The sequence below is a fragment of the Nocardiopsis halophila DSM 44494 genome, from assembly GCF_000341245.1.
GTDB classification, from domain to species: domain Bacteria; phylum Actinomycetota; class Actinomycetes; order Streptosporangiales; family Streptosporangiaceae; genus Nocardiopsis_A; species Nocardiopsis_A halophila.
In genome coordinates this window covers 1-18,357 of sequence record NZ_ANAD01000085.1, presented here as the reverse complement: position 1 = coordinate 18,357, position 18,357 = coordinate 1, and the positions used below count along the sequence as shown (strand labels likewise).

The following is an 18,357-nucleotide window of genomic DNA, read 5'->3' as shown; positions in this document are numbered from 1 at the left end:
CCCGGCTCAGGCCTCGGTGATGAGCGGGTACACGCCGTTCTCGTCGTGCACCTCGCGGCCGGTGACCGGGGGGTTGAAGACGCACAGCACGCGGAAGTCGGTCTTCGGGCGCACGGTGTGCTTCTCGTGGCCGTCGAGCAGGTACAGCGTGCCGGGCGTGATGAGGTGGGTCTCGCCGGTCTCGTCGTTGGTGACCTCGGCCTCACCCTCGATGCAGTGCACCAGCTCGATGTGGTTGGCGTACCACATGCTGGTCTCCGTGCCCGCGTACAGCACGGTCTCGTGGAACGAGAAGCCCACGCCGTCCTTGGCGAGGACGATCCGGCGGCTCCGCCACGTCTCGGTCTGGATGTCCGCGTCGGTGCCGTCGACGTCCTTCAGGCTGCGCACCTTCACTGTGGCTGCTCCCTCACTACACGTTCTTCGCTGCAGGGCCCGCGGGTCCCGTTGGAGGACCCGCGGACCGTTCCGGATGATGCAACCCGGTCTATCAGGGGACTAGGCCGGCTGGGGAGCCTTCACGGCCACACGGGCCGATTCGGCGATGATGTCCAGCCCGCGCTCCAAGTCCTCCACGGTGGTGGTGAGCGGCGGCAGCAGCTTGGCGACCTCGTCCTCGGGACCGGAGGTCTCCAGCAGCAGGCCGCGCTTGAAGGCCTCGGCGGAGATCGCCTTGGCCGCGCCCTCCTGCTCGAAGGCCAGGCCGCGGGCCATGCCCCGGCCGCGCACGTGCGCCCCGGCGTCGGTGTACTCCGCGGCGATCTCGCCCAGCCGCCGCTCGATCAGCGCGCCCTTGTCCAGGGTCGAGCGCTCCAGGTCCTTGTCGGCCCAGAAGGTGCGCAGTGCCGCCGTGCCGGTGGCGAAGGCGGGGTTGGGGCCGCGGAAGGTGCCGTTGTGCTCGCCCGGGTCCCACACGTCCAGCTCGCGCTTGAACATGGTGAGCGCCAGCGGGATCCCGTAGCCGCTGATCGACTTGGACAGGGTGACGATGTCCGGGGTGATCCCGGCCTCTTCGAAGCTGAAGAAGGCGCCGGTGCGGCCGCACCCCATCTGGATGTCGTCCACGATGAGCAGGATGCCGTACTCGCGGCACAGCGCCTCCAGGCCGCGCAGCCACTCGGCGCTGGCGGCGTTGATGCCGCCCTCGCCCTGCACGGTCTCCACGATGACGGCCGCGGGCTTGTCCAGGCCGCTGCCGCTGTCCTCCAGCAGGCTGCGCAGCCACAGGAAGTCCGGGGTCTGGCCGTCCATGTAGTTGTCGAAGGGCATGGTGGCGGCGTGGCCCAGCGGGACGCCGGCGCCGCCGCGCTTCATCGAGTTGCCGGTCACCGCCAGGGCGCCCAGCGTCATGCCGTGGAACCCGTTGGTGAAGCTGATGATCGTCTCGCGCCCGGTGTACTTGCGGGCGAGTTTGAGGGCCGCCTCGACGGCGTTGTTGCCCGCAGGGCCGGGGAACTGGACCTTGTAGTCCAGCCCGCGCGGCTCCAGCAGCACGTCGCCCACGGCCTGCAGGAAGTCCCGTTTGGCCGTGCTGTAGGCGTCGAGGCTGTGGACGATCGAGTCGCCGATCAGGTAGTCGAGCAGCACGGATTTGAGTTCGGGGTGGTTGTGCCCGTAGTTGAGCGAGCCCGCCCCGGCGAAGAAGTCGAGGTAGGGGCGCCCCGATTCGTCGTAGACGTAGCTGCCCCGCGCCTCGTTGAAGACGACCGGCCAGCCACGGCAGTAGCTGCGGACTTCGGACTCGAGGCGGTCGAAGATCTCCATCGTGAGTTCCTTGGTTCCTTTCCCCAGGTTCGTGGGCTCTCGGCTCGACTGATCGGGGTTTTTCAGGACGTCATCGGGGGTCGCATCGTTCGTTCTCGCCTCCTCCCGGCGGCGCCGGGCGGGCCGCGGTCAGCGGCCGGCGGGCGGCCGGACCAGCGGACCGATCCGGACCAGGTCCTCGGGCTCGTGCTCGTCCCCGGCGCCGGCCTCCCCCGGCTCGGGGAAGTGCGCCGCGGTGAACAGCGGGGTCCACACGGCCTCCACCCCCCGCGCTCGGGCGAAGGACCCGAACAGCGCTCGTGAGGCCGCGTTGTCCGGGGTGACCGTCGCCTCCAGGTAGCTCGCCTCCAGGGAGCCGAACCGCTCCGCGAGGTGGTCGAGCATCCGGCGGGCGAGGCGGCGGCCCTGCATCCGGGGGTGCACGCCCACCTGCCACAGGAAGTACGTACCCCGATCGTCGGGTCGCATGAATCCTGTGACGAATCCGACGGCGCGTCCGTCGGCCTCGCGGGCGATGACCGTGGTCCGGGCGAAGTCGCGGCACCAGAGCGTGTAGGCGTAGGGCGAGTTGAGGTCCAGTCCGCAGTCGCGGGCAAGGCGCCACAGCTCCGGGCCGTCGGCGGGCTCCGGTGCGGACATGCGCAGTCCGTCGTCCGGCCCGCCCTCGGCGGTCCGGCCGGTCGCCTGTTCGGTCACGGAGGGGTGATCCCCCGCCGCGGTCCGGGCGGTCTCTGCGTCGTCGCTGCGTTGATGTGGCACGTCGAAGAAACTTAGCGAACGTTCCTGAGCAGCGTTTCCGGCCGATTCGCCGGAAATGTTTCGGTGTCGTTGCACCGGGTAGGGCTTGTCTATTTAGCGCCCGCCGTCACCGTGCGTCGACATCGCACGGGGGGTGCGCCTGGGCCCCCGAGGTGCGGATCGCTCCCGACTCACCTGGGGTTTCGGGCCGCTCACGAGGGGCGGCCCGGGGCGCCGGGGCGGCGGGACGCGGCGGCCGTTCCCCGCCCTCACCGGGTAAACATACGCCAACCGCAGCGAATCTTAAGGGTGGGCTAAGTCACACGAATTCGGGTGAAAGCCCGCGACAGACCGGGCCCAGTGTTCCCGATCGGCGCACCCGACGTCCAAAGATCTTCATCTGTGCAGGTCAGAGCGGTTAAGCGAGGGTTGCGACCCCATTGCGCCGACATGACGCGCAGCACACCGCCGCTCACCCCCGGGGGCTTGAACCCGGCGCCGATCTTTAGCAGACTGCGCGTAGTACGACTCAATGTAGTACTACGTGCGGTGGCGACATCCGCCTCCGCGCGCCCCAGCTCCGTCGCCGACCGGCGTCGCGGATCGAGAACGGGAACGGAGGCACCCGGTGAATCGCCTGTACCACGAGAGCGAAGACTGGGTCCGGCACGGAGCCTGCCGGCAGTACGACCCTGAGCTCTTCTTCCCCGTCAGCTCCTCCGGCCCCGGTCACCAGACCGTCGAACTCGCCAAGGCCGTCTGCCGCAGCTGCCCTGTTCGCCAAGAATGCCTGCGGTGGGCGCTGAGGGCCGGGGAGGCCGACGGCGTATGGGGCGGCACCACGCCCGAGGAACGCCGCTACATGCGCCGCGAACTGGTACCGGCGGCGAGCTGAGGCGCGCCCCGTCGGCGGGCGCCCGGTGTGGAGGCCGGGCGCCCGCCGCTTTCCCGCGCCCGACGCCTGGGTTAGGTTCGATGACCGTGGAAACCGCCGGCCACGGGCCGCTCCAGGCCCTGCGCACGGCCCTGCTCGCGGCATCGTGCACCGCCGTGGCGTGGGCCGGCCACGCGGTGTGGGGCGGTGACCCCGTACCGGCATGGGCGGCCCTCATCGCAGCGGCGCTGCTGGTGGGGCCGCTGGCCCGGTTCACGCGCGGGCGGCGCGGGTTCGGCGAGATCTTCGCGGTACTGGCCGCGGCCCAGCTGCCGGTGCACCTGCTGTTCCTGGCGGCGGGCTCCGCGCACCCCGCGCCGGAGGCGGCGCTCGGCGCCCCCGCGGTGCACGGGGCGCACCCCGCGCACGGAGGCCCTTCCCTCTTCGGGTACACCCCGGGCATGCTCGCCGGACACCTGTGGGCCGCGCTGGCCGGCGCCGCCCTGCTCTCCCGGGGGGAGGACGCGCTGTGGGCGCTGATGGGGATGCTCACCTCGGCGCTGCCCCCGCTGATCGCGCCGGGGGCCGTGCCCGCTCCCCCGGCGGCCCGCACCGCGCCGGGGGCGCCGGAGCGCGGGCTCCGGTACGCCCCGCGCTCCGGGATCCGCCCGCGCGGCCCGCCCCTGCGATCGTGACCGAGGAGTCCCTGACCGCGAACGGGCCGAAAGGGCCGACCACCATGACCATTGCGTCCATCACGAACACCGCCCCCGCCTCCCCCGCCGTGCCGGGAGCAGGGGGCGGGCGCGGCACCCGCCGCGCCGCCGCTCTCACCGGAGCGCTGGCCGCCGCGACCGCGCTGGGGCTGGCCACCGCCCCGGCGGCGAGCGCGCACGACGTCCTGCTGTCCTCCACCCCGGAGGAGGGGGACACGCTGGACACCGCGCCGGAGACGGTCGAGCTGACGTTCAGCGCCGACATCGGCGACGGCGGCAACGCGATCGCCGTCAACGGACCCGACGGGGACGACCACGCCACGGGAGGCATCACCATCGACGGGCCCGACGCCGAGATCGGGGTGGAGCCGCTGACCGAGGCGGGCGACTACACGATCGCTTACCGGATGGTCTCCTCCGACGGGCACGTCATCGAGGACACCGTCGAGTTCACCGTCTCCGACGAGGCCGTCGCCGACGAGCAGGAGGCCGCGTCCGAGGAGGGCGGCGAGGAGTCGTCCCCCACCCCGGAGGACGACGGTGCGACCGACGAGGCCCAGACCCAGGAGGACGCCCCGCCGTCCAGCGACCCGGTGTCCCTCTTCGGGCCGGTGGGCGGAGCGATCATCGGCATCGCGCTGCTGGCGCTGGTCGTGATCGCGATCATCCGCCTGCGCAGGCGCGGCGGCGGCGACTGACCGGGCCGTGCCGAACCGCCGATGAGCCCCGGACCCACCTCGTGGTGGGCCCGGGGCTCTCGTCGTCCCGAACGAAGCCGGTCCCGCCGCTCCCTGCCGTCGAAGGGCTGTCGGTTCCACCATGGTCCGAAGACCATGCGGCGACGGAGCGGCCGGTACCCCGCTCGTGGGCTCCACCCGGGCGACGGGGCGGCAGAGTGCCGGGTGAAGAGCGGCGACGAAGAAAGCGGGGCGGTACCCCTGACTTGCTCGTCGGCCGCCGGGCCGCCGGTGGTCCCGGCAGAGGGCGGCGACGGAGCGGCCGGTGCCCCGCTCGTGGGCTCCACCCGGGCGGCGGGCCGCCGGAGCGCCGGGCGGCAGGCGGCGACGAAGGAGGCGGAGCGGTCACCCGGGCCCGCTCGTCGGCCGCCGGGCCACCAGTGGTCCGGGAGATTCAGCGGCGAAGGAGGAGCAGGCCCCCACCCACGCGTGCTCGCCGGGAGGTCGTGGCGGGACGGGGCGCCGCCCGCGCGCGTTCGCGGCGCACGACCGGCCCGTACCGGGCGCCCTTCAATGAGCAGCACACCGCTGACCTGGGTGAACACAAACCGTCATGGGCTGGAGCGCCCTCACCGACGCGTCATGGCGGCCTCCAGGTGCGATCTCGACCAGACCAGAACGCGGTTCGGCGACAAGACGTCCCGAACATCCCTTTTGCCAGGCGACCGGGCGGGGAAATCGACAGAGTCGAGGCGGAGCGAACACCCTCACCCGGGTCCGACACCCTCACAGACTCGATCTGGACTACCCAGCGTGACAGATCTGACCACAAATGGCCTTGGCGCGCTGATAGAGGGGGCGCCAGACACCGAATCCGGTTCTGGTCTGGCCACGGCCGCACACTGACTCGGCTCCCGGCGGTAATCCGGGCGCTCTAGGCTTCCCCCGCTCCGATCCGGTCGATCCGGACGCGCAGCGGGTCGAATCCGCCGGTGACCGGGCCGGGAGGCCCCGCCCCTGGGGTGCGGCTCTCCCGCCCCGCCCAACGCCCCCACTCCTCGCGAGTCGGACTCAGCGAACATAACGGAAACACCGGCGCATCGAGAGTGGTGGTATCGCCACGAAATTGCACATTGCGTGGCGATACCACCACTCTCGATGCAGCGCCAGGGGCCTTCCCCGTGGGGCGTCGGAGCGCCACGGCTCCGACGGACCGGCCCCTCGCCTGCGCCACGGGGCCCCTTTCTGCCGGGGGGGGGGCACCTGCTGCTCCGTCGCCGCCGGACCACCCGGACCACGAGAGGACCTACGACCGACAGGCAGGGCTGCCCCCCGCCCCTCCTTGCCGTACGGGCCTGGACTTTCAGCGACCAGGCGGCCCATTCCTCTGACCAGGGCGACCGCCCTCTGCCACCGCCGCCGGTCCCCTCCCGACGCCCCCGCTTCTGCCGCTACTGCCTTTGCCCCTACGAACAGGAGACGCCGACGAACCAACGATCAGCAGGTGCTTCGCGCCCCTGACCGGGAGTACCGCCCACACCGAAGAGCGATGATCGTCCCTGCACACAGAGCCGAACATCGGATCTTCCGGCTTCGGTGCCCCATCCCGCCTCCGCGGACGCCGACCGCTCCTTCGGATACCGGCGCCGGCGGGCCCGCCTTCATGGCCCGCCCTGCCCCGCCTCGCCCCGGTCCCGGAGCTCGAACGCGGGAGGGCGGCCCTCGGACGACCTACATGCGGCGGGCGAGAAGGATGCTGATGTTGTCGCGCCCCGAAGCGTCCATCGCGGCGCGCCACAGGGCGTGGACGGCGCCCTCGTCGTCGGACGCCTCGGCGATGATGCGCTCCATCTCGTCCTGGGCGACCAGGTCGCTCAGGCCGTCGCTGCACATCAGCCACGCGCTCGGGTCGGGCTCGGCGTCGCGGTCCACATGCGGCACCATCGCCGTGCTGCCGCTGCCCCCCAGCGACTGGGTGATGAAGTTCGTCGTGACCGGCTTGCCGTCCTCCGACGGCGGCAGCGGCGGGGAGTCGTCCTGGGAGAGCTGGCGCAGCCGGTTGCCCTCCAGCCGGTAGGTGCGCGAGTCGCCCACGTTGAACCAGAAGTTGCCGTCGGTGTTGAGGAGCATCCCCGCCACCGTGGTCCCCATGCCGGAGAACTCGGCGTGCTGAGTGGCGTGGTCCTTGATCTCCTCGTCGATGTTCTTCAGCAGCATCGCCACGTCGTCCGGGCCGGTCATGCGCGGGCTCATCTCCGCCATCCGGTGGACCGCGTGCTCGGAGGCGATCTCCCCGGCCGCGTGGCCGCCCAGGCCGTCCGCGACCGCCAGGACCACCGGCTCGGTCAGCGACAGGACGCAGCGCACGGGAACGTTCATGTTCGCGCTGGCGACGGTGAGGGCCCCCATGACCACGGCGTCTTCGTTCGCCGGCCGGACAGCGCCCCGGTGCGTCAGGGCAGTGACCGTGACTTCCCCACCAGCGACACCCATGCGCCCTACCTCCCGTTCACAACGGCAGCGACTGCCGTACGCGTCTGCGCGGCGCCCCGCCGGACGGTGGGCCGGGGCGCGTTGATCTTGTAACCGTATCGGGGGACCGTTGTCCGTGGCCAAAGTCCGCGTCCATCATGGCGGAAATCGCCCGGCGCCGCAGTTCCGGGATCAGCCGCGCGCCATGGGCGAGGGCACCCCGTTCCGGGCGGCCGCCGCCACGCACGACCGGGCCCGCTCCTCCGGGCCCGCGGCGGGCCCCGCCCCCGCCGTCTCCACCCGGATGCCCCGGCTCCGCAGCGGCCCGCCCAGCGACCGCGCCCACCCCACCGGGTCGACCGCCCACGCGCCGCCCACCAGCACCACCGACGACCCCGCCGGCATGAAGTCGCGGGCGGCACGGACCAGCCACGCCACCGCCTCCCGTGGGGCCCCGGGCCCCACGGGCGCCGCCGCCACGAGCACGTCCAGGGCTCCGAACTCCAGCGCGGCGTGCGCCACCGCCGCACGGCAGGCCGTCTCGCTCCCCATGGGGCAGTGCAGCGCCAGCGCCCACGCCCCCAGCCGGGCGGCGTCCCGCGCCGCCCGCTCCACTCCGCTCGGCGCACCGCCCGCCCGGCCGCCGGACTCCGGTCCGGGGACGACGGGGAGGGGGCCGGCGACGACCCCCGGCCGTCCCGCGTCCCCGGCGGCCGCCACCGCCGCGCCCTCCTTGGCCAGCGCGGCCGCCACCGCACCGGGCCCGTCCTCCTCGAAGTCTCCGGCGACCAGTGCGCGCCGTCCGGCCAGTCGCCCCGCCCCCCGATAGTCGGGGAGGGGATCCGTGAACCCCATACCCCTGTCCTCCGTCCTGCCGGGGCTCCGTCGCCGCCACCGTGCCCGAGTCCTTGCACTGCAAACGCCCGGCACCGCCCGCGACCCGCCCCGCGACCGCGTTCCCGCACGCCGGAGGCGCGTTGTCGGCCCTCGAACCGCTCTGGCAGAATGGGGTCCGCTGGGTGTCTAAGACGCAGACACACCTCCTCTGAGCGCTCCCTCCCGGGGTTCACTCCCGGTGCTGAGGCGGGCGCTACACGTGTTTCCTCAGGAACCCGTTAGGTGTGATTCCATGCGTCCCCATTTCTCTCTCACCGTTCTCCGGACACCCGTCCGTTCTCCGTCTCCGTCACCATGCGGCCCGGCCCCCGTGCCCCCACACGCTCCCGGGCCCCTGCCCCCCTGTGCTCCGCCCCCCGCTCGCGGAGCACGCCCTTCCGACTCCATCGCCACGAGGAGCACTCCGTGAAGATCGCCCTGATCGCCGAGCACACCGCCCCCCTCGCAGCACACAGGGGCGAGCCGACCTGCGGTGACAGCGTCCACGTCGCCTCGCTCTCCCGCCACCTGGCCAAACTCGGCCACCGGGTGACCGTCTACGCCCGCAAGAGCACCTCCGACCCGGTGGGCCGCTCCCGGATGGGGCGCGGCGTGCACGCCGAGATCCTCGGCGCCGGCCCCGAGCGCCCCCTGCAGGAGCACGAGGAGGCCGACCACACCGGCGCGTTCGCCACGGCGCTGACCGCCTCCCTGAAGGACGACGCCCCCGACGTGGTCCACGCGCTCGGCTGGACAAGCGGCCTGGCCGCACTGTCCGCCGTGCACGGCGCCGGGGGCCTGGGCGACGTGCCGGTGGTGCAGACGTTCCACTCCCTCAACGCGACCGAGCAGCGGGCCGGCCTGCCCGAGCGCCCCGAGCGGGTGCGCCTGGAGGCCGCCATCGCCGGCCGGGCCGACGCGGTCGCGGTCAGCTCCGCCGACCTGCGGTTCGAGCTCGCCCGCATGGGGCTGCCGCGGCACCGGGTGGCCGTGGTGCCGTTCGGCGTGGACACCGACCACTTCAGCGTCGAGGGCGGGGCCGCCGCCGAGCCGTGGAGCCAGCGCCGCCAGGACCGCACCCGGGTGATCACCGTCTCCGGGCCGGCCTCGGGCGGCCCGGACCGGCTCATCGACACGATGGTGCGGCTGCCCGACGCCGAGCTGCTGGTGGTGGCCGCCGCCCCGCTGGAGGTGGCGCTGGACGAGGACGCCCGCCGCCTGGAGCTGCGCGCCAAGGAGGCGGGGGTGGACGACCGGGTGCACCTGATGGGCCCGGTGGAGCGCAAGGAGCTGCCCCGGCTGCTCCGGTCGGCCGACATCTTCGCCTCGGCCGACCGCTACGACCCCTACGGCGGCGCCGTGCTGGAGGCGATGGCCTGCGGGCTCCCGGTGATCGCCCGGGCGGCCGGCGGTCCCACCGGCGCGGTGCTGGACCGCACCACCGGGATGCTGCTGCGCTCGGCCCGCCCCGACACCCTGGCCCGCGCGGTGCGCGGGATGATGAACGAGGCCACCACCCGCTCCGCGCACGGCATCGCCGGCGCCGACCGGGCGCGCTCGCGGTTCACCTGGCAGCGGGTCGCCGCCGAGACCGAGCGGGTCTACCGCACCGCCCTTCCGGGCGCGGACGGCCTCCCGCTGGCCGCGGGCGATGATGCACACTAGTCCGGAGACGGCCCCGTGATGGGGGGCCTGCGCCTGCGCCGCCACGTTCCCGACGCGACCGGGAGGACCGTCCGGGGTGATGCCATGACGTCGCACGCCGCGCCCCCGGACGGCGGGGCCGCAGCCGTGGAGCACGCCGCGGTGTTCGGCGGGTCCGGCGCCGGGCTGTGCGCCCCCGTGCTGCCCCGCATCGCGGCGGGCGCCGAGGGCGGGCGGCGCGTGACCGTCGCGGTCGGCGACCGGCTGCGGGAGGCCCTGCAGGAGGCCCTGCGCGCCCGCCTGCCCGAGCCCCTGCTGCGCCGGGTGCGCTTCGCCGACCGCGCGGAGTACTACGACGCCCCGGGACGCACGGTCGGGGCGCTGCACCGGCTGGCCGTGGAGGCGGGCGGCGCGGGGGCGCTGTTCGTCGGTGAACCGGCGCCGCCGTCGGGGACGCGGCTGGAGCGCGACCAGTGGCGGCGCATGGAGGCGGCCGTGCACCGGGCGCTGGCCGGGGACCGGCTGGCGGTGCTGTGCCTGCACGACACCTCCGCGCTGGACCCCGCGGCGCTGCGGGGCGCGCTGGAGGCGCACCCGCTGCTGCTGGCGCAGGGGGGCGTGCGCCCCAACCCGTCCCACCGGACCGCCGAGGAGGCCGCGGGCGCCGCCGCACCGCCGGTCCTGCCGCCCGCCGACCCGGTGCTGACCATGGACATCCGCCCGGACCTGCCGTCGGTGCGCGAGGAGGCGGTGGGCCTGGCCGAGGCCGCGGGCCTGCCGCAGGGGCGCCGGTCCGACCTGCTCGTGGCGGTCAACGAGCTGGCGGCGAACGTGCTGGAGCACGGCGCGGGCAAGGGAACGGTGACCTTGTGGCGCGAAGGGGGCCGCCTGGTGTGCGAGGTCCTGGACGGCTCGGCCGCACTGGACGACCCGCTGGTGGGCTTCCGCCCCGCCGACGGCCTCGGCGGCCGGGGCTACGGCCTGTGGATCACCCGGCAGGTCTGCGACTTCCTGGAAGTCCTGCCCGGCCCGGACGGCACGCGGATGCGGGCCCACTTCCGGATTTAGCCCCCCGCCCGGCCCGACGACGGTCGGCGGATCAGGCCGCGGACCTTTGCCGACCGGCTCAGGTGCCGGCCAGGACCGCCTCTCGGGCGTCCCCCGGGTCGTCCTCGATGGTGATCACCTGGTCGATGCCGGCGATCACGAACAGGCGGTGCACCGCCCGCTGCGGGGCCGCCACCGCCAGGCCGACGCCCCGGTCGCGCGCCTGCCGGTAGGACTGGACCAGCACGCCGATGCAGCGGGAGTCGCAGAAGCTCACCTTGGCGAAGTCGATGACGATCCCCCGCGGCGGCACCTCGGCGGTCAGGAGGCCGTCGAGGACCTCCGCCAGGGCCGGGGAGGTGACGGCGTCCATGTCCCCCTCGGGGGCGACGACCACCGCGTCACCGTCCCTGCTGACCGGGATCTGAGACGGCACGCCCACACTCCTCGCTCGCGCCTGTCGTGGACTCCACCCGCCCACACTAGCGCCCGCCCGAACGGCGAGACAGGTACGGCCGTCCACCGTCACCACACCGATACACCGCGTCGCCCTCCGCAACCCCTCACCGCGCCCGCACGGTCGCCTCGGCGTTCTCCTCCACCAGGCGCCGCGCCACGTCGGCGACCTTGATCCGGTTGCGCTGCGCCACCCGGCGCAGCTCCTCGAACGCCTCGGCGGCGCCGCACCCGCGGGCGTGCATCAGGATCCCCTTGGCCTGGTCGATGACGGCGCGGGCGGACATCGCCCTGCGCATGTGGGCCGCCTCGCGTGCGGCGTCCACGTACCTGCCCGCGCTGTGCAGCGCCATCGCCGCGTGCTCGGCCAGCAGCGCCACCAGCGGCGCCACCGCCTCCACGTCGAAGGCGTCGCCGCGCCCGGAGTGCACCCCGAAGGTGACGACCTCCTCCTCCATCTGGCACGGGAAGGTCACCGAGGACCGGTCCCCGCACTGCACCGCCGCGCTCAGGTAGTCCGGCCAGCGCTCCTCGCGCAGGACGTCGCCGACGGTGACCGCGCGCATCTCCCGCACCGCCTCCACCGCGGGCCCCTGGTCGACGGCGTACTGGCGCTCCAGCGCGGTCGCCAGGTCCGAGTGGGAGGCGCCGTAGTCGACCACGACGTGGCTGCCGGCCGCGCAGAGCTCCCCGCCGGTCCCGCCCTCGTCGCCGGGGCGGACCCCCCGCCAGATCACCACGAGCGCCGCCGAGCAGCCGGGCACGCCGCGCGCGGCGGCCGCGCTCATCCGGTCCATCGCACGCTCGGGCCCACTGCCCTCGGCCTGCCCCAGGGCGCCGATCTCGCGCGCGAGCCGCTCCACCCACGCGGGTGTCGCCGCGTCGCTCACCTGCCGCCCCCTTCCGGCCGTTCGCCGACTCCACGGTAACCGCAGAACCCGGGGGGCCGCGCATGCGTTAGCGTCGGTAGGGGTCCGGCGGCGCGCACCCGCCGCCGACCCGCATGATCATGGATTTTCACAGAACAGGGGCTGGAGTCCGAGAGCGTGCCGGAGAACCTCGCCGATCTACAGCGGGAGATCGCGGAGCTGAACGAGCGGGCGGACGCGCTGCGCACCACCCTGGGCATGTATCCGGACGACGCCGCGGGCACCGCCGAGGCCGCGCTGGCCGAGCTGTCCTACGCCGGAACGCTGCTGCGGGACTGCGGCGAGCGGCTCGCCGCGGACGCCGCCGACACCGGACCGCGCCGGGCGCCCTCCGGCGACGACGAGAAGGCGGTGCTGCGCGCGGCCTTCAACGAACTCACCGTGCCGGTGCTGCTCCTGGACCACGAGGGCTACATCCGGCGCATCAACACCCTGGCCGCCGAGCGGCTGGGCAGCGCCCCCGGCTACCTGACCGGCAAGCCGTTCTCGAACTTCGTGGACCTGCGGCGGCGCGCCCCGATGCGGTCGTGGCTGGCCGCCGTGCTGCGCGGCGGGGAGACCGCCTCCTTCGAGTCCCGCCTGGCCCAGCGCGGCTGGGCCGAGGACGTGCACCTGACCCTCACCCGGCTCGACGTGACCACCGAGGCCAACCCCCTGGTACTGGCGGTGGTCTCGCCGGCGGCCGACGGGGGCGGCGACGAGGGTCCCGCGCCGCTGGAGCCGGAGGTGGAGGACCAGGTGGTGGTGCTGGCCGCGCGCCGCCTGGACGTGCTGACCCGGATGACGCGGCTGCTGCTGGCCTCGGCCGGCCCCGGCGGCGCCGGGCGGCCGCTGGCCCTGGACGAGGCGGCGGCGCTGCTCGCCGACTCCTACGCCGACTGGGTGCTGGTGGACGTGTGCGACCTGCCGGGCGACCCTTCGCGGGCGCGGCGCGCCGTGGTGGCCGCCCCGGAGGCCCACGGCCACCGGGAGCTGCTGGAGGGCCGCGACCCGGGTGCGACCGAGGTGCCGGGGCAGGTGCTGGCGACCGGGACGTCGGTGCTGGACCAGCAGATCGAGGACGAGACCGCGCTGGGGGCCGCCGCCGACGGGGCGCCGCTGCTGAGCGTGCTGGGCGCGGGGTCCCTGCTGAGCGTTCCCCTGGTGAGCAGCCGCGGCGTGCGCGGCGCGCTGACCCTGATCCGGCGCAGCAACCGGGGGGCGTTCCGCCTGGCCGACCTGGGTCTGATCGAGGAGATCGGCGAGCACATCGGCCTCGCGCTGCCGCCCCGTCCGACGAGCTGACCGGGCCGGCCGCCCAGAAGCCTCCGGGACAGGGCCGTGCCCTGCGGCCGACGGGTGCCCTGCCTCAGGGCGAGGCCCACCGGTACCGCACCGGACCGGAGCCGACCGCCGCTCTTCGATGCCGCCTCGACGACCCGCCGATCGCGTCCGGTCTCGCTGTGGCGTCATGTTTCGTCATGTGTCGTCTCGTGATCGTGGCCGCCTTACGCCGGGGCGGGCGTCGGCCCCGACGATGGCACGCGCTCCGGCCGACGCGGCCGTGGCCTGCCGAGACCTGCCGAGGGAGGCCGCGGACGAGCGTTCCCGGTGGGCGCAGGTCTCGTCCCGGTCCGGCGCCGCCCCCGGGGGAATCCCGCCCGATACGCCCGTCGGCCCCCGTTCGGCCGCGAATCGGCCCCGGAAACAAAAAAGGCGGGGAGAAAAGTTCCTCCCTGCCACTTTCAATGTATAGCAGCCCCCGGGGCTTGCGGCAAGACCCCGGGCGTCGTGCAGAATCCTGCAGGTCAGAACCGACGTACGGGGGAAGTGGCGCATGCTCGAGACCAATGGCGGCACGGAGGAATCCGTCCGGCACGATTCCTATGTGCTGGACCTGCGGGAGGCCGGCCGGGACCGGATCGCGGACGTCGGCGGGAAGGGCGCGCACCTCGGTGAGCTCTCGCGGTTCGACGGCGTCAGCGTCCCCGACGGCTACTGCGTGACGACCGCCGCCTTCCGGCGGGTCGTCGCCGGCGTGCCGGAGATCGGCGGCCTGCTCGACCGGCTCTCGGCCGCGGCGCCCGGCGACCGGGACGCGGTCCGCACCCTCAGCGCGCAGATCCGCCGCGCCATCGAGGAGTGCCCGGTCCCCGACGACCTGGCGGCGGCCGTCACGCGGCCGCTCGCCCGGCTCGGCGAGGACGCGGCCTACGCCGTCCGCTCCAGCGCGACCGCCGAGGACCTGCCGACGGCCTCCTTCGCCGGACAGCAGGACACCTACCTGAACGTCGTGGGGCCCGCCTCGGTCCTTGAACACGTCCGCCTGTGCTGGGCGTCGCTCTTCACCGAGCGGGCGACCGCCTACCGCCTGCAGAACGGCTTCGACCACCGCAAGGCCGCCATGGCCGTGCTCGTGCAGCGCATGGTCGCCTCGGAGGCCTCCGGCACCCTGTTCACGGCCGACCCCGTCACCGGGAACCGGAGGGTGTCCGCCGTGGAGGCCGTGTTCGGCCTGGGCGAGGCCCTGGTCTCCGGCCGGGTCAACGCCGACGTCCACAGGGTCCGCGACGGCGCGGTCGTCGGGAAGGAGGTCGCGGCCAAGCGGTCGGCCCTGGACCCCGTCCCGGGCGGCGGGACGCGGGAGCGGCCGATCGGGGGCGATGAGCAGGAGCGGCAGGTGCTCACCGATGAGCAGGCGGTGCGGCTCGCAGAGCTCGGCCGACGGATCGAGGCGTACTTCGGCCGCCCCCAGGACATCGAGTGGTGCCTGGCCGGCGGCGGCTTCCGGATCGTGCAGAGCCGACCGGTCACCACGCTGTTCCCCGTCCCCGAGTCCCGGGACGGGGACGGGGACGGGGCCCGGGGGAACCGCGTCTACATCTCCGTCGGCCACCAGCAGATGATGACCGACCCGTTGAAGCCCTTGGGCCTGTCGTTCTGGCAGATGACGACGCCGCGCCCGATGGCCGAGGCCGGCGGGAGGCTGTTCGTCGACGTCACCGCGGCCCTGGCGGCGCCGGCGAGCCGCGCAGCGTACCTGGAGGTCTTCGACCGGTCCGATCCGCTGATCGGGGACGCGCTCCGGACCGTCCTCGACCGCGGCGGCCTCATCCCGCCGGCCGAGGACGGGGCGGCACCCGCGGCGCCTCCCTCCGGCGGCGGACCGGGCGAGGTCGACGCCGACCCGGCCGTCGTCGCCGAGCTGGTCGCGCGCGGCCGGGAGTCGACCGCCGCCGCCGAACGCGCCGTCGGGGCCGCGTCCGGCCCGGAGCTGTTCGACGTCATCGTCGAGGACCTAGCCGAACTGAAGCGGCTCATGTTCGACCCGCACTCCACACGGGTGATCATGGCGGCGATGGAGGCGTCGGCGTGGCTCAACGACAAGCTGTCCGCGTGGCTGGGCGAGCAGAACGCCGCCGACGCGCTCACGCAGTCCGCTCCCGGCAACGTGACCTCGGAGATGGGGCTCGCGCTGCTGGACGTGGCCGACGCGGTCCGCCCGCACCCGGAGGTCGTCGCCCACCTGCGCACCGTCGGAGACACCGGAGCCGAGGACCTCCTGGAGGGGCTGACCGGCCTGCCCGGCGGCCGGCAGGCGCGGGACGCGATCCAGGCCTACCTCGACGACTACGGCATGCGCTGCGTCGGGGAGATCGACATCACGCGCCCGCGCTGGAGCGAGCGCCCCGCCACGCTCGTGCCCGTGCTCCTGAGCCACATCGACAACTTCGAGCCGGGGGCCGGGGCACGCCGCTTCGAGCAGGGGCTTCAGGAGGCGCGGAAGAAGGAGCGCGAGGTGCTGGAGCGCCTGCGGGCGCTCCCGGACGGCGAGGGCAGGGCCGAGGAGGTCGAGCGCAGGATCGGTCTCGTCCGCACCTTCATCGGCTACCGCGAGTACCCGAAGTACTTCATGATCAGCCGCTACCTCGTCTACAAGCGGGCGCTGCTGGAGGAGGCGGACGGGCTGGTGCGGGCCGGGGTGCTCCGCGACCGGGAGGACGCCTTCTTCCTCACCTTCGAGGAGTTCCGCGACGCCGTGCGCACCGGGTGGGCGGACGACGGGCTCATCCGCCGCCGCCGGGAGGAGTTCACGGGCTTCGAGGCGCTCACGCCGCCCCGGGTGCTCACCTCCGAGGGCGAGGCGGTCACCGGGTCGTACCGGCGCCGGGACGTGCCGGACGGGGCGCTGGCGGGCCTGCCGGTGTCCTCCGGGACCGTCGAGGGGCGCGCCCGGGTCGTCCTGGACATGGAGGAGGCCGACCTGGAGGCGGGCGACATCCTGGTCACCGCTTTCACCGACCCCAGCTGGTCGCCCCTGTTCGTCACGCTCGAAGGGCTGGTGACGGAGGTCGGGGGCATGATGACGCACGGCGCGGTGGTCGCCCGGGAGTACGGCCTGCCGGCCGTCGTGGGGGTGGAGAACGCCACCGCGCTGATCCGGGACGGGCAGCGGATCCGGGTGAACGGAACGGACGGCCACGTCGAGATCCTGGCCTGAGCCGCCGACAGGGGATCGCGGCGACGGATCCGGGCCCCACGAGGAAGGCGGGCGCCTCACGGCGCCCGCCTCCTTGGAATCCGGTCGGTCACGACCCGGTCAGTCGTCCACGCCCGGCCGCTTTCTGGCCAGGTACATGGCCGTGCTCCCCGCCCCCAAGGACACCGCACCGGCACCCGCCAGGCCCAGGAGCGCCGGGCCCGTCACCGGCAGGTCGCCCAGCGGCGTGGAGATCGAGCGGCCGTTCCCCCCGGCCGCCCGGTCGTCGCCGCCACCGGAACCGCCGCCGGAACCGTCGCCGTCACCGCCGCTCGCGTCGTCCTCGGCGACCGTGAGTTCGAGCAGCGGGTCGACCGACTTCGCCGGGGCGCACTCGGTGACGGCCTTGTCCCCCTCGGCCTCCACGACCATCTGCACCGCACCGGGCGTGAACGTGAGGGACCCGGCACGCTCCGGGGTGGTCTCCGCGGACGAGCCGTCGAAGTCCCACTCGAGCCCGAACGGCCCGTCGCCGCGCGTCGCGCGCACCGTGAAGTCCATCGTCTCCTGGGGCGCGGCCCTGCCGCCGAGCTCCACCGTCCCCGTCTCGGTCACGGCGTCCGCCTCAATGATCCCGCCGTCCTCATCGACCAGCCAGGAGTAGTCGCCGGCGAAGACGGCGCCGACCTGGACCCTCTGGCCTTCCGTCGGGTCCTCGGGCACCGCCCAGGCGCTCCACAGGAACTTCTGCTCCGTGGTCCCCCGGTCGTTCGGCAGGGTACAGACGTAGTCGAGTTCGGCGACGTGGTCCCCGAACTCCTCGGGGTCCGGTCCTTCCAGCTCAAGGGGATCGGCACCGTCGTCATCGGGTGCGTCGTCCCTGTCATCCGTGCCGTCGCCTCCCTCGTCTCCGTCGGTCGAGGCTTCGTCCCCGTCCTGCGACGCGTCCATGTCCGGCGAGGGCTCCTGGGCGTCCGCGCCGTCGTCGTCCCCGGGCCGCTCCGTGGAGGGGGACGCGTCGGGCGAGGGGGAAGGCGAGGGCGAGGGGGATGCCGACGGGCCGACGGGCGACCGTTCGGCCGTGGGAGAGGCGGGTGCGGACGCAGACGCGGACGGTTCCGCTTCCGGCACGTCGGCCCAGGCAGGGGCGGATCCGGCAGCGACGAACGCCGCTAGCGCGGCGAGACCGGTTGCGATACGGGGGGACACGGGCCCACGCTCCAGTCATGATGGGGGATGTAGGGGGTGTAGGGGCGGTTGAGAGGCGTGTTCCTTCGCTCCGCATCCGATCCTATGCCGACCGCAGGGCGGGTGCGAGGGACCCGTACGATGCACTGCCCCGGGGAGCAGCGGCTTCCCCGGCCAGGGCGCTCCCCTCGTCCGAGGCACCTGAGCCGGTGAAGAGGACGCCCTTCTTCCCACGGGTGGTGTACATCACCGCACCGCGGCCGTCACGGCGGCCGCCCTGCCGGGCGGTGACGGTTCGGAGCCGTGAAGCACGACGGGCGACGGTCGCCCGTCGCCCGTCCGGTCCGCGCGGGGCCCAGGTCATCGCCGGGCGCCCGCGCGGGACTTCAGCTCACGTCGTCGGACGCCTCAGGCGTCGGTCTCGGACGCGGCGGCCGCCTTCTTCTTGCGGGAGAAGTACATCGCCGCACCGCCACCGCCGACCGCGGCCACAGCCGCGGCCACCATGCCGCCCAGC

General features: G+C 74.0%; 15 protein-coding genes. 7 read left to right on the top strand and 8 right to left on the bottom strand.

What is annotated here, in order from left to right:
• Positions 1–6: 6 nt before the first annotated feature.
• The 3 genes from D450_RS0111285 to ectA form a co-directional block, all read right to left on the bottom strand.
• Positions 7–396, bottom strand: a complete 390-nt coding sequence (locus D450_RS0111285; RefSeq protein ID WP_017538768.1) for an ectoine synthase — start codon at positions 394–396, stop codon at positions 7–9.
• Positions 397–498: 102 nt separating this feature from the next.
• Positions 499–1,764 (bottom strand): diaminobutyrate--2-oxoglutarate transaminase, encoded by a 1,266-nt coding sequence (gene ectB, locus D450_RS0111280; RefSeq protein WP_017538767.1) that lies wholly within the window; start codon positions 1,762–1,764, stop codon positions 499–501.
• 129 nt (positions 1,765–1,893) lie between these two features.
• Positions 1,894–2,460 (bottom strand): diaminobutyrate acetyltransferase, encoded by a 567-nt coding sequence (gene ectA / locus D450_RS0111275; protein ID WP_017538766.1) that lies wholly within the window; start codon positions 2,458–2,460, stop codon positions 1,894–1,896.
• Between the two features lie 670 nt (positions 2,461–3,130).
• On the opposite strand from ectA, the gene D450_RS0111270 reads away from it, so the two are divergent.
• The 3 genes from D450_RS0111270 (at position 3,131) to D450_RS0111260 (ending at position 4,790) form a co-directional block, all read left to right on the top strand.
• Positions 3,131–3,397, top strand: coding sequence for a WhiB family transcriptional regulator (locus D450_RS0111270; protein WP_017538765.1), 267 nt, complete (start codon positions 3,131–3,133; stop codon positions 3,395–3,397).
• An 80-nt stretch (positions 3,398–3,477) separates the two neighbouring features.
• Positions 3,478–4,071 carry a hypothetical protein gene (locus D450_RS0111265; protein WP_017538764.1) on the top strand — a complete coding sequence of 198 codons (594 nt, stop codon included), beginning with the start codon at positions 3,478–3,480 and terminating at the stop codon, positions 4,069–4,071.
• Positions 4,068–4,790 carry a copper resistance CopC family protein gene (locus D450_RS0111260; RefSeq protein ID WP_017538763.1) on the top strand — a complete coding sequence of 241 codons (723 nt, stop codon included), beginning with the start codon at positions 4,068–4,070 and terminating at the stop codon, positions 4,788–4,790. Before D450_RS0111265 ends, D450_RS0111260 begins: the two co-directional genes overlap by 4 nt.
• 1,710 nt (positions 4,791–6,500) lie before the next feature.
• Here D450_RS0111260 and D450_RS0111255 read toward each other — a convergent pair.
• A complete protein-coding gene (locus D450_RS0111255; protein WP_026128489.1) occupies positions 6,501–7,262 on the bottom strand; it encodes a PP2C family protein-serine/threonine phosphatase in 762 nt (253 codons plus the stop codon).
• Positions 7,263–7,433: 171 nt separating this feature from the next.
• Positions 7,434–8,096, bottom strand: a complete 663-nt coding sequence (locus tag D450_RS0111250) for a hypothetical protein (protein ID WP_017538761.1) — start codon at positions 8,094–8,096, stop codon at positions 7,434–7,436.
• Between the two features lie 447 nt (positions 8,097–8,543).
• On the opposite strand from D450_RS0111250, the gene D450_RS0111245 reads away from it, so the two are divergent.
• Both D450_RS0111245 and D450_RS0111240 read left to right on the top strand, forming a co-directional pair.
• The gene (locus D450_RS0111245; RefSeq protein WP_017538760.1) at positions 8,544–9,782 is read left to right on the top strand and encodes a glycosyltransferase; all 1,239 of its coding nucleotides are present in this window, start codon (positions 8,544–8,546) and stop codon (positions 9,780–9,782) included.
• An 84-nt stretch (positions 9,783–9,866) separates the two neighbouring features.
• Entirely contained in the window at positions 9,867–10,829 is a 963-nt protein-coding gene (locus D450_RS0111240; RefSeq protein ID WP_241483119.1) for a sensor histidine kinase, read from the top strand.
• Between the two features lie 58 nt (positions 10,830–10,887).
• Here D450_RS0111240 and D450_RS0111235 read toward each other — a convergent pair whose 3' ends face one another.
• On the bottom strand, positions 10,888–11,244 hold the full coding sequence (locus D450_RS0111235; protein WP_017538758.1) for an STAS domain-containing protein: 357 nt from the start codon (positions 11,242–11,244) through the stop codon (positions 10,888–10,890).
• A gap of 127 nt (positions 11,245–11,371) precedes the next feature.
• A complete protein-coding gene (locus tag D450_RS0111230; RefSeq protein ID WP_017538757.1) occupies positions 11,372–12,154 on the bottom strand; it encodes a GAF and ANTAR domain-containing protein in 783 nt (260 codons plus the stop codon).
• A 156-nt stretch (positions 12,155–12,310) separates the two neighbouring features.
• Between D450_RS0111230 and D450_RS0111225 the strand changes: the two genes are divergently transcribed.
• Together D450_RS0111225 and rph are read left to right on the top strand one after the other, a co-directional pair.
• A complete protein-coding gene (locus D450_RS0111225) occupies positions 12,311–13,477 on the top strand; it encodes a GAF domain-containing protein (protein ID WP_017538756.1) in 1,167 nt (388 codons plus the stop codon).
• A 532-nt stretch (positions 13,478–14,009) separates the two neighbouring features.
• Complete coding sequence (rph, locus tag D450_RS0111220) at positions 14,010–16,673, top strand: rifamycin-inactivating phosphotransferase (RefSeq protein ID WP_017538755.1); 2,664 nt, start codon at positions 14,010–14,012, stop codon at positions 16,671–16,673.
• Positions 16,674–16,772: 99 nt separating this feature from the next.
• Here the strand turns inward: rph and D450_RS0111215 are convergent, their stop codons facing one another.
• Positions 16,773–17,603, bottom strand: a complete 831-nt coding sequence (locus D450_RS0111215; RefSeq protein WP_017538754.1) for a hypothetical protein — start codon at positions 17,601–17,603, stop codon at positions 16,773–16,775.
• Positions 17,604–18,357: the final 754 nt, after the last annotated feature.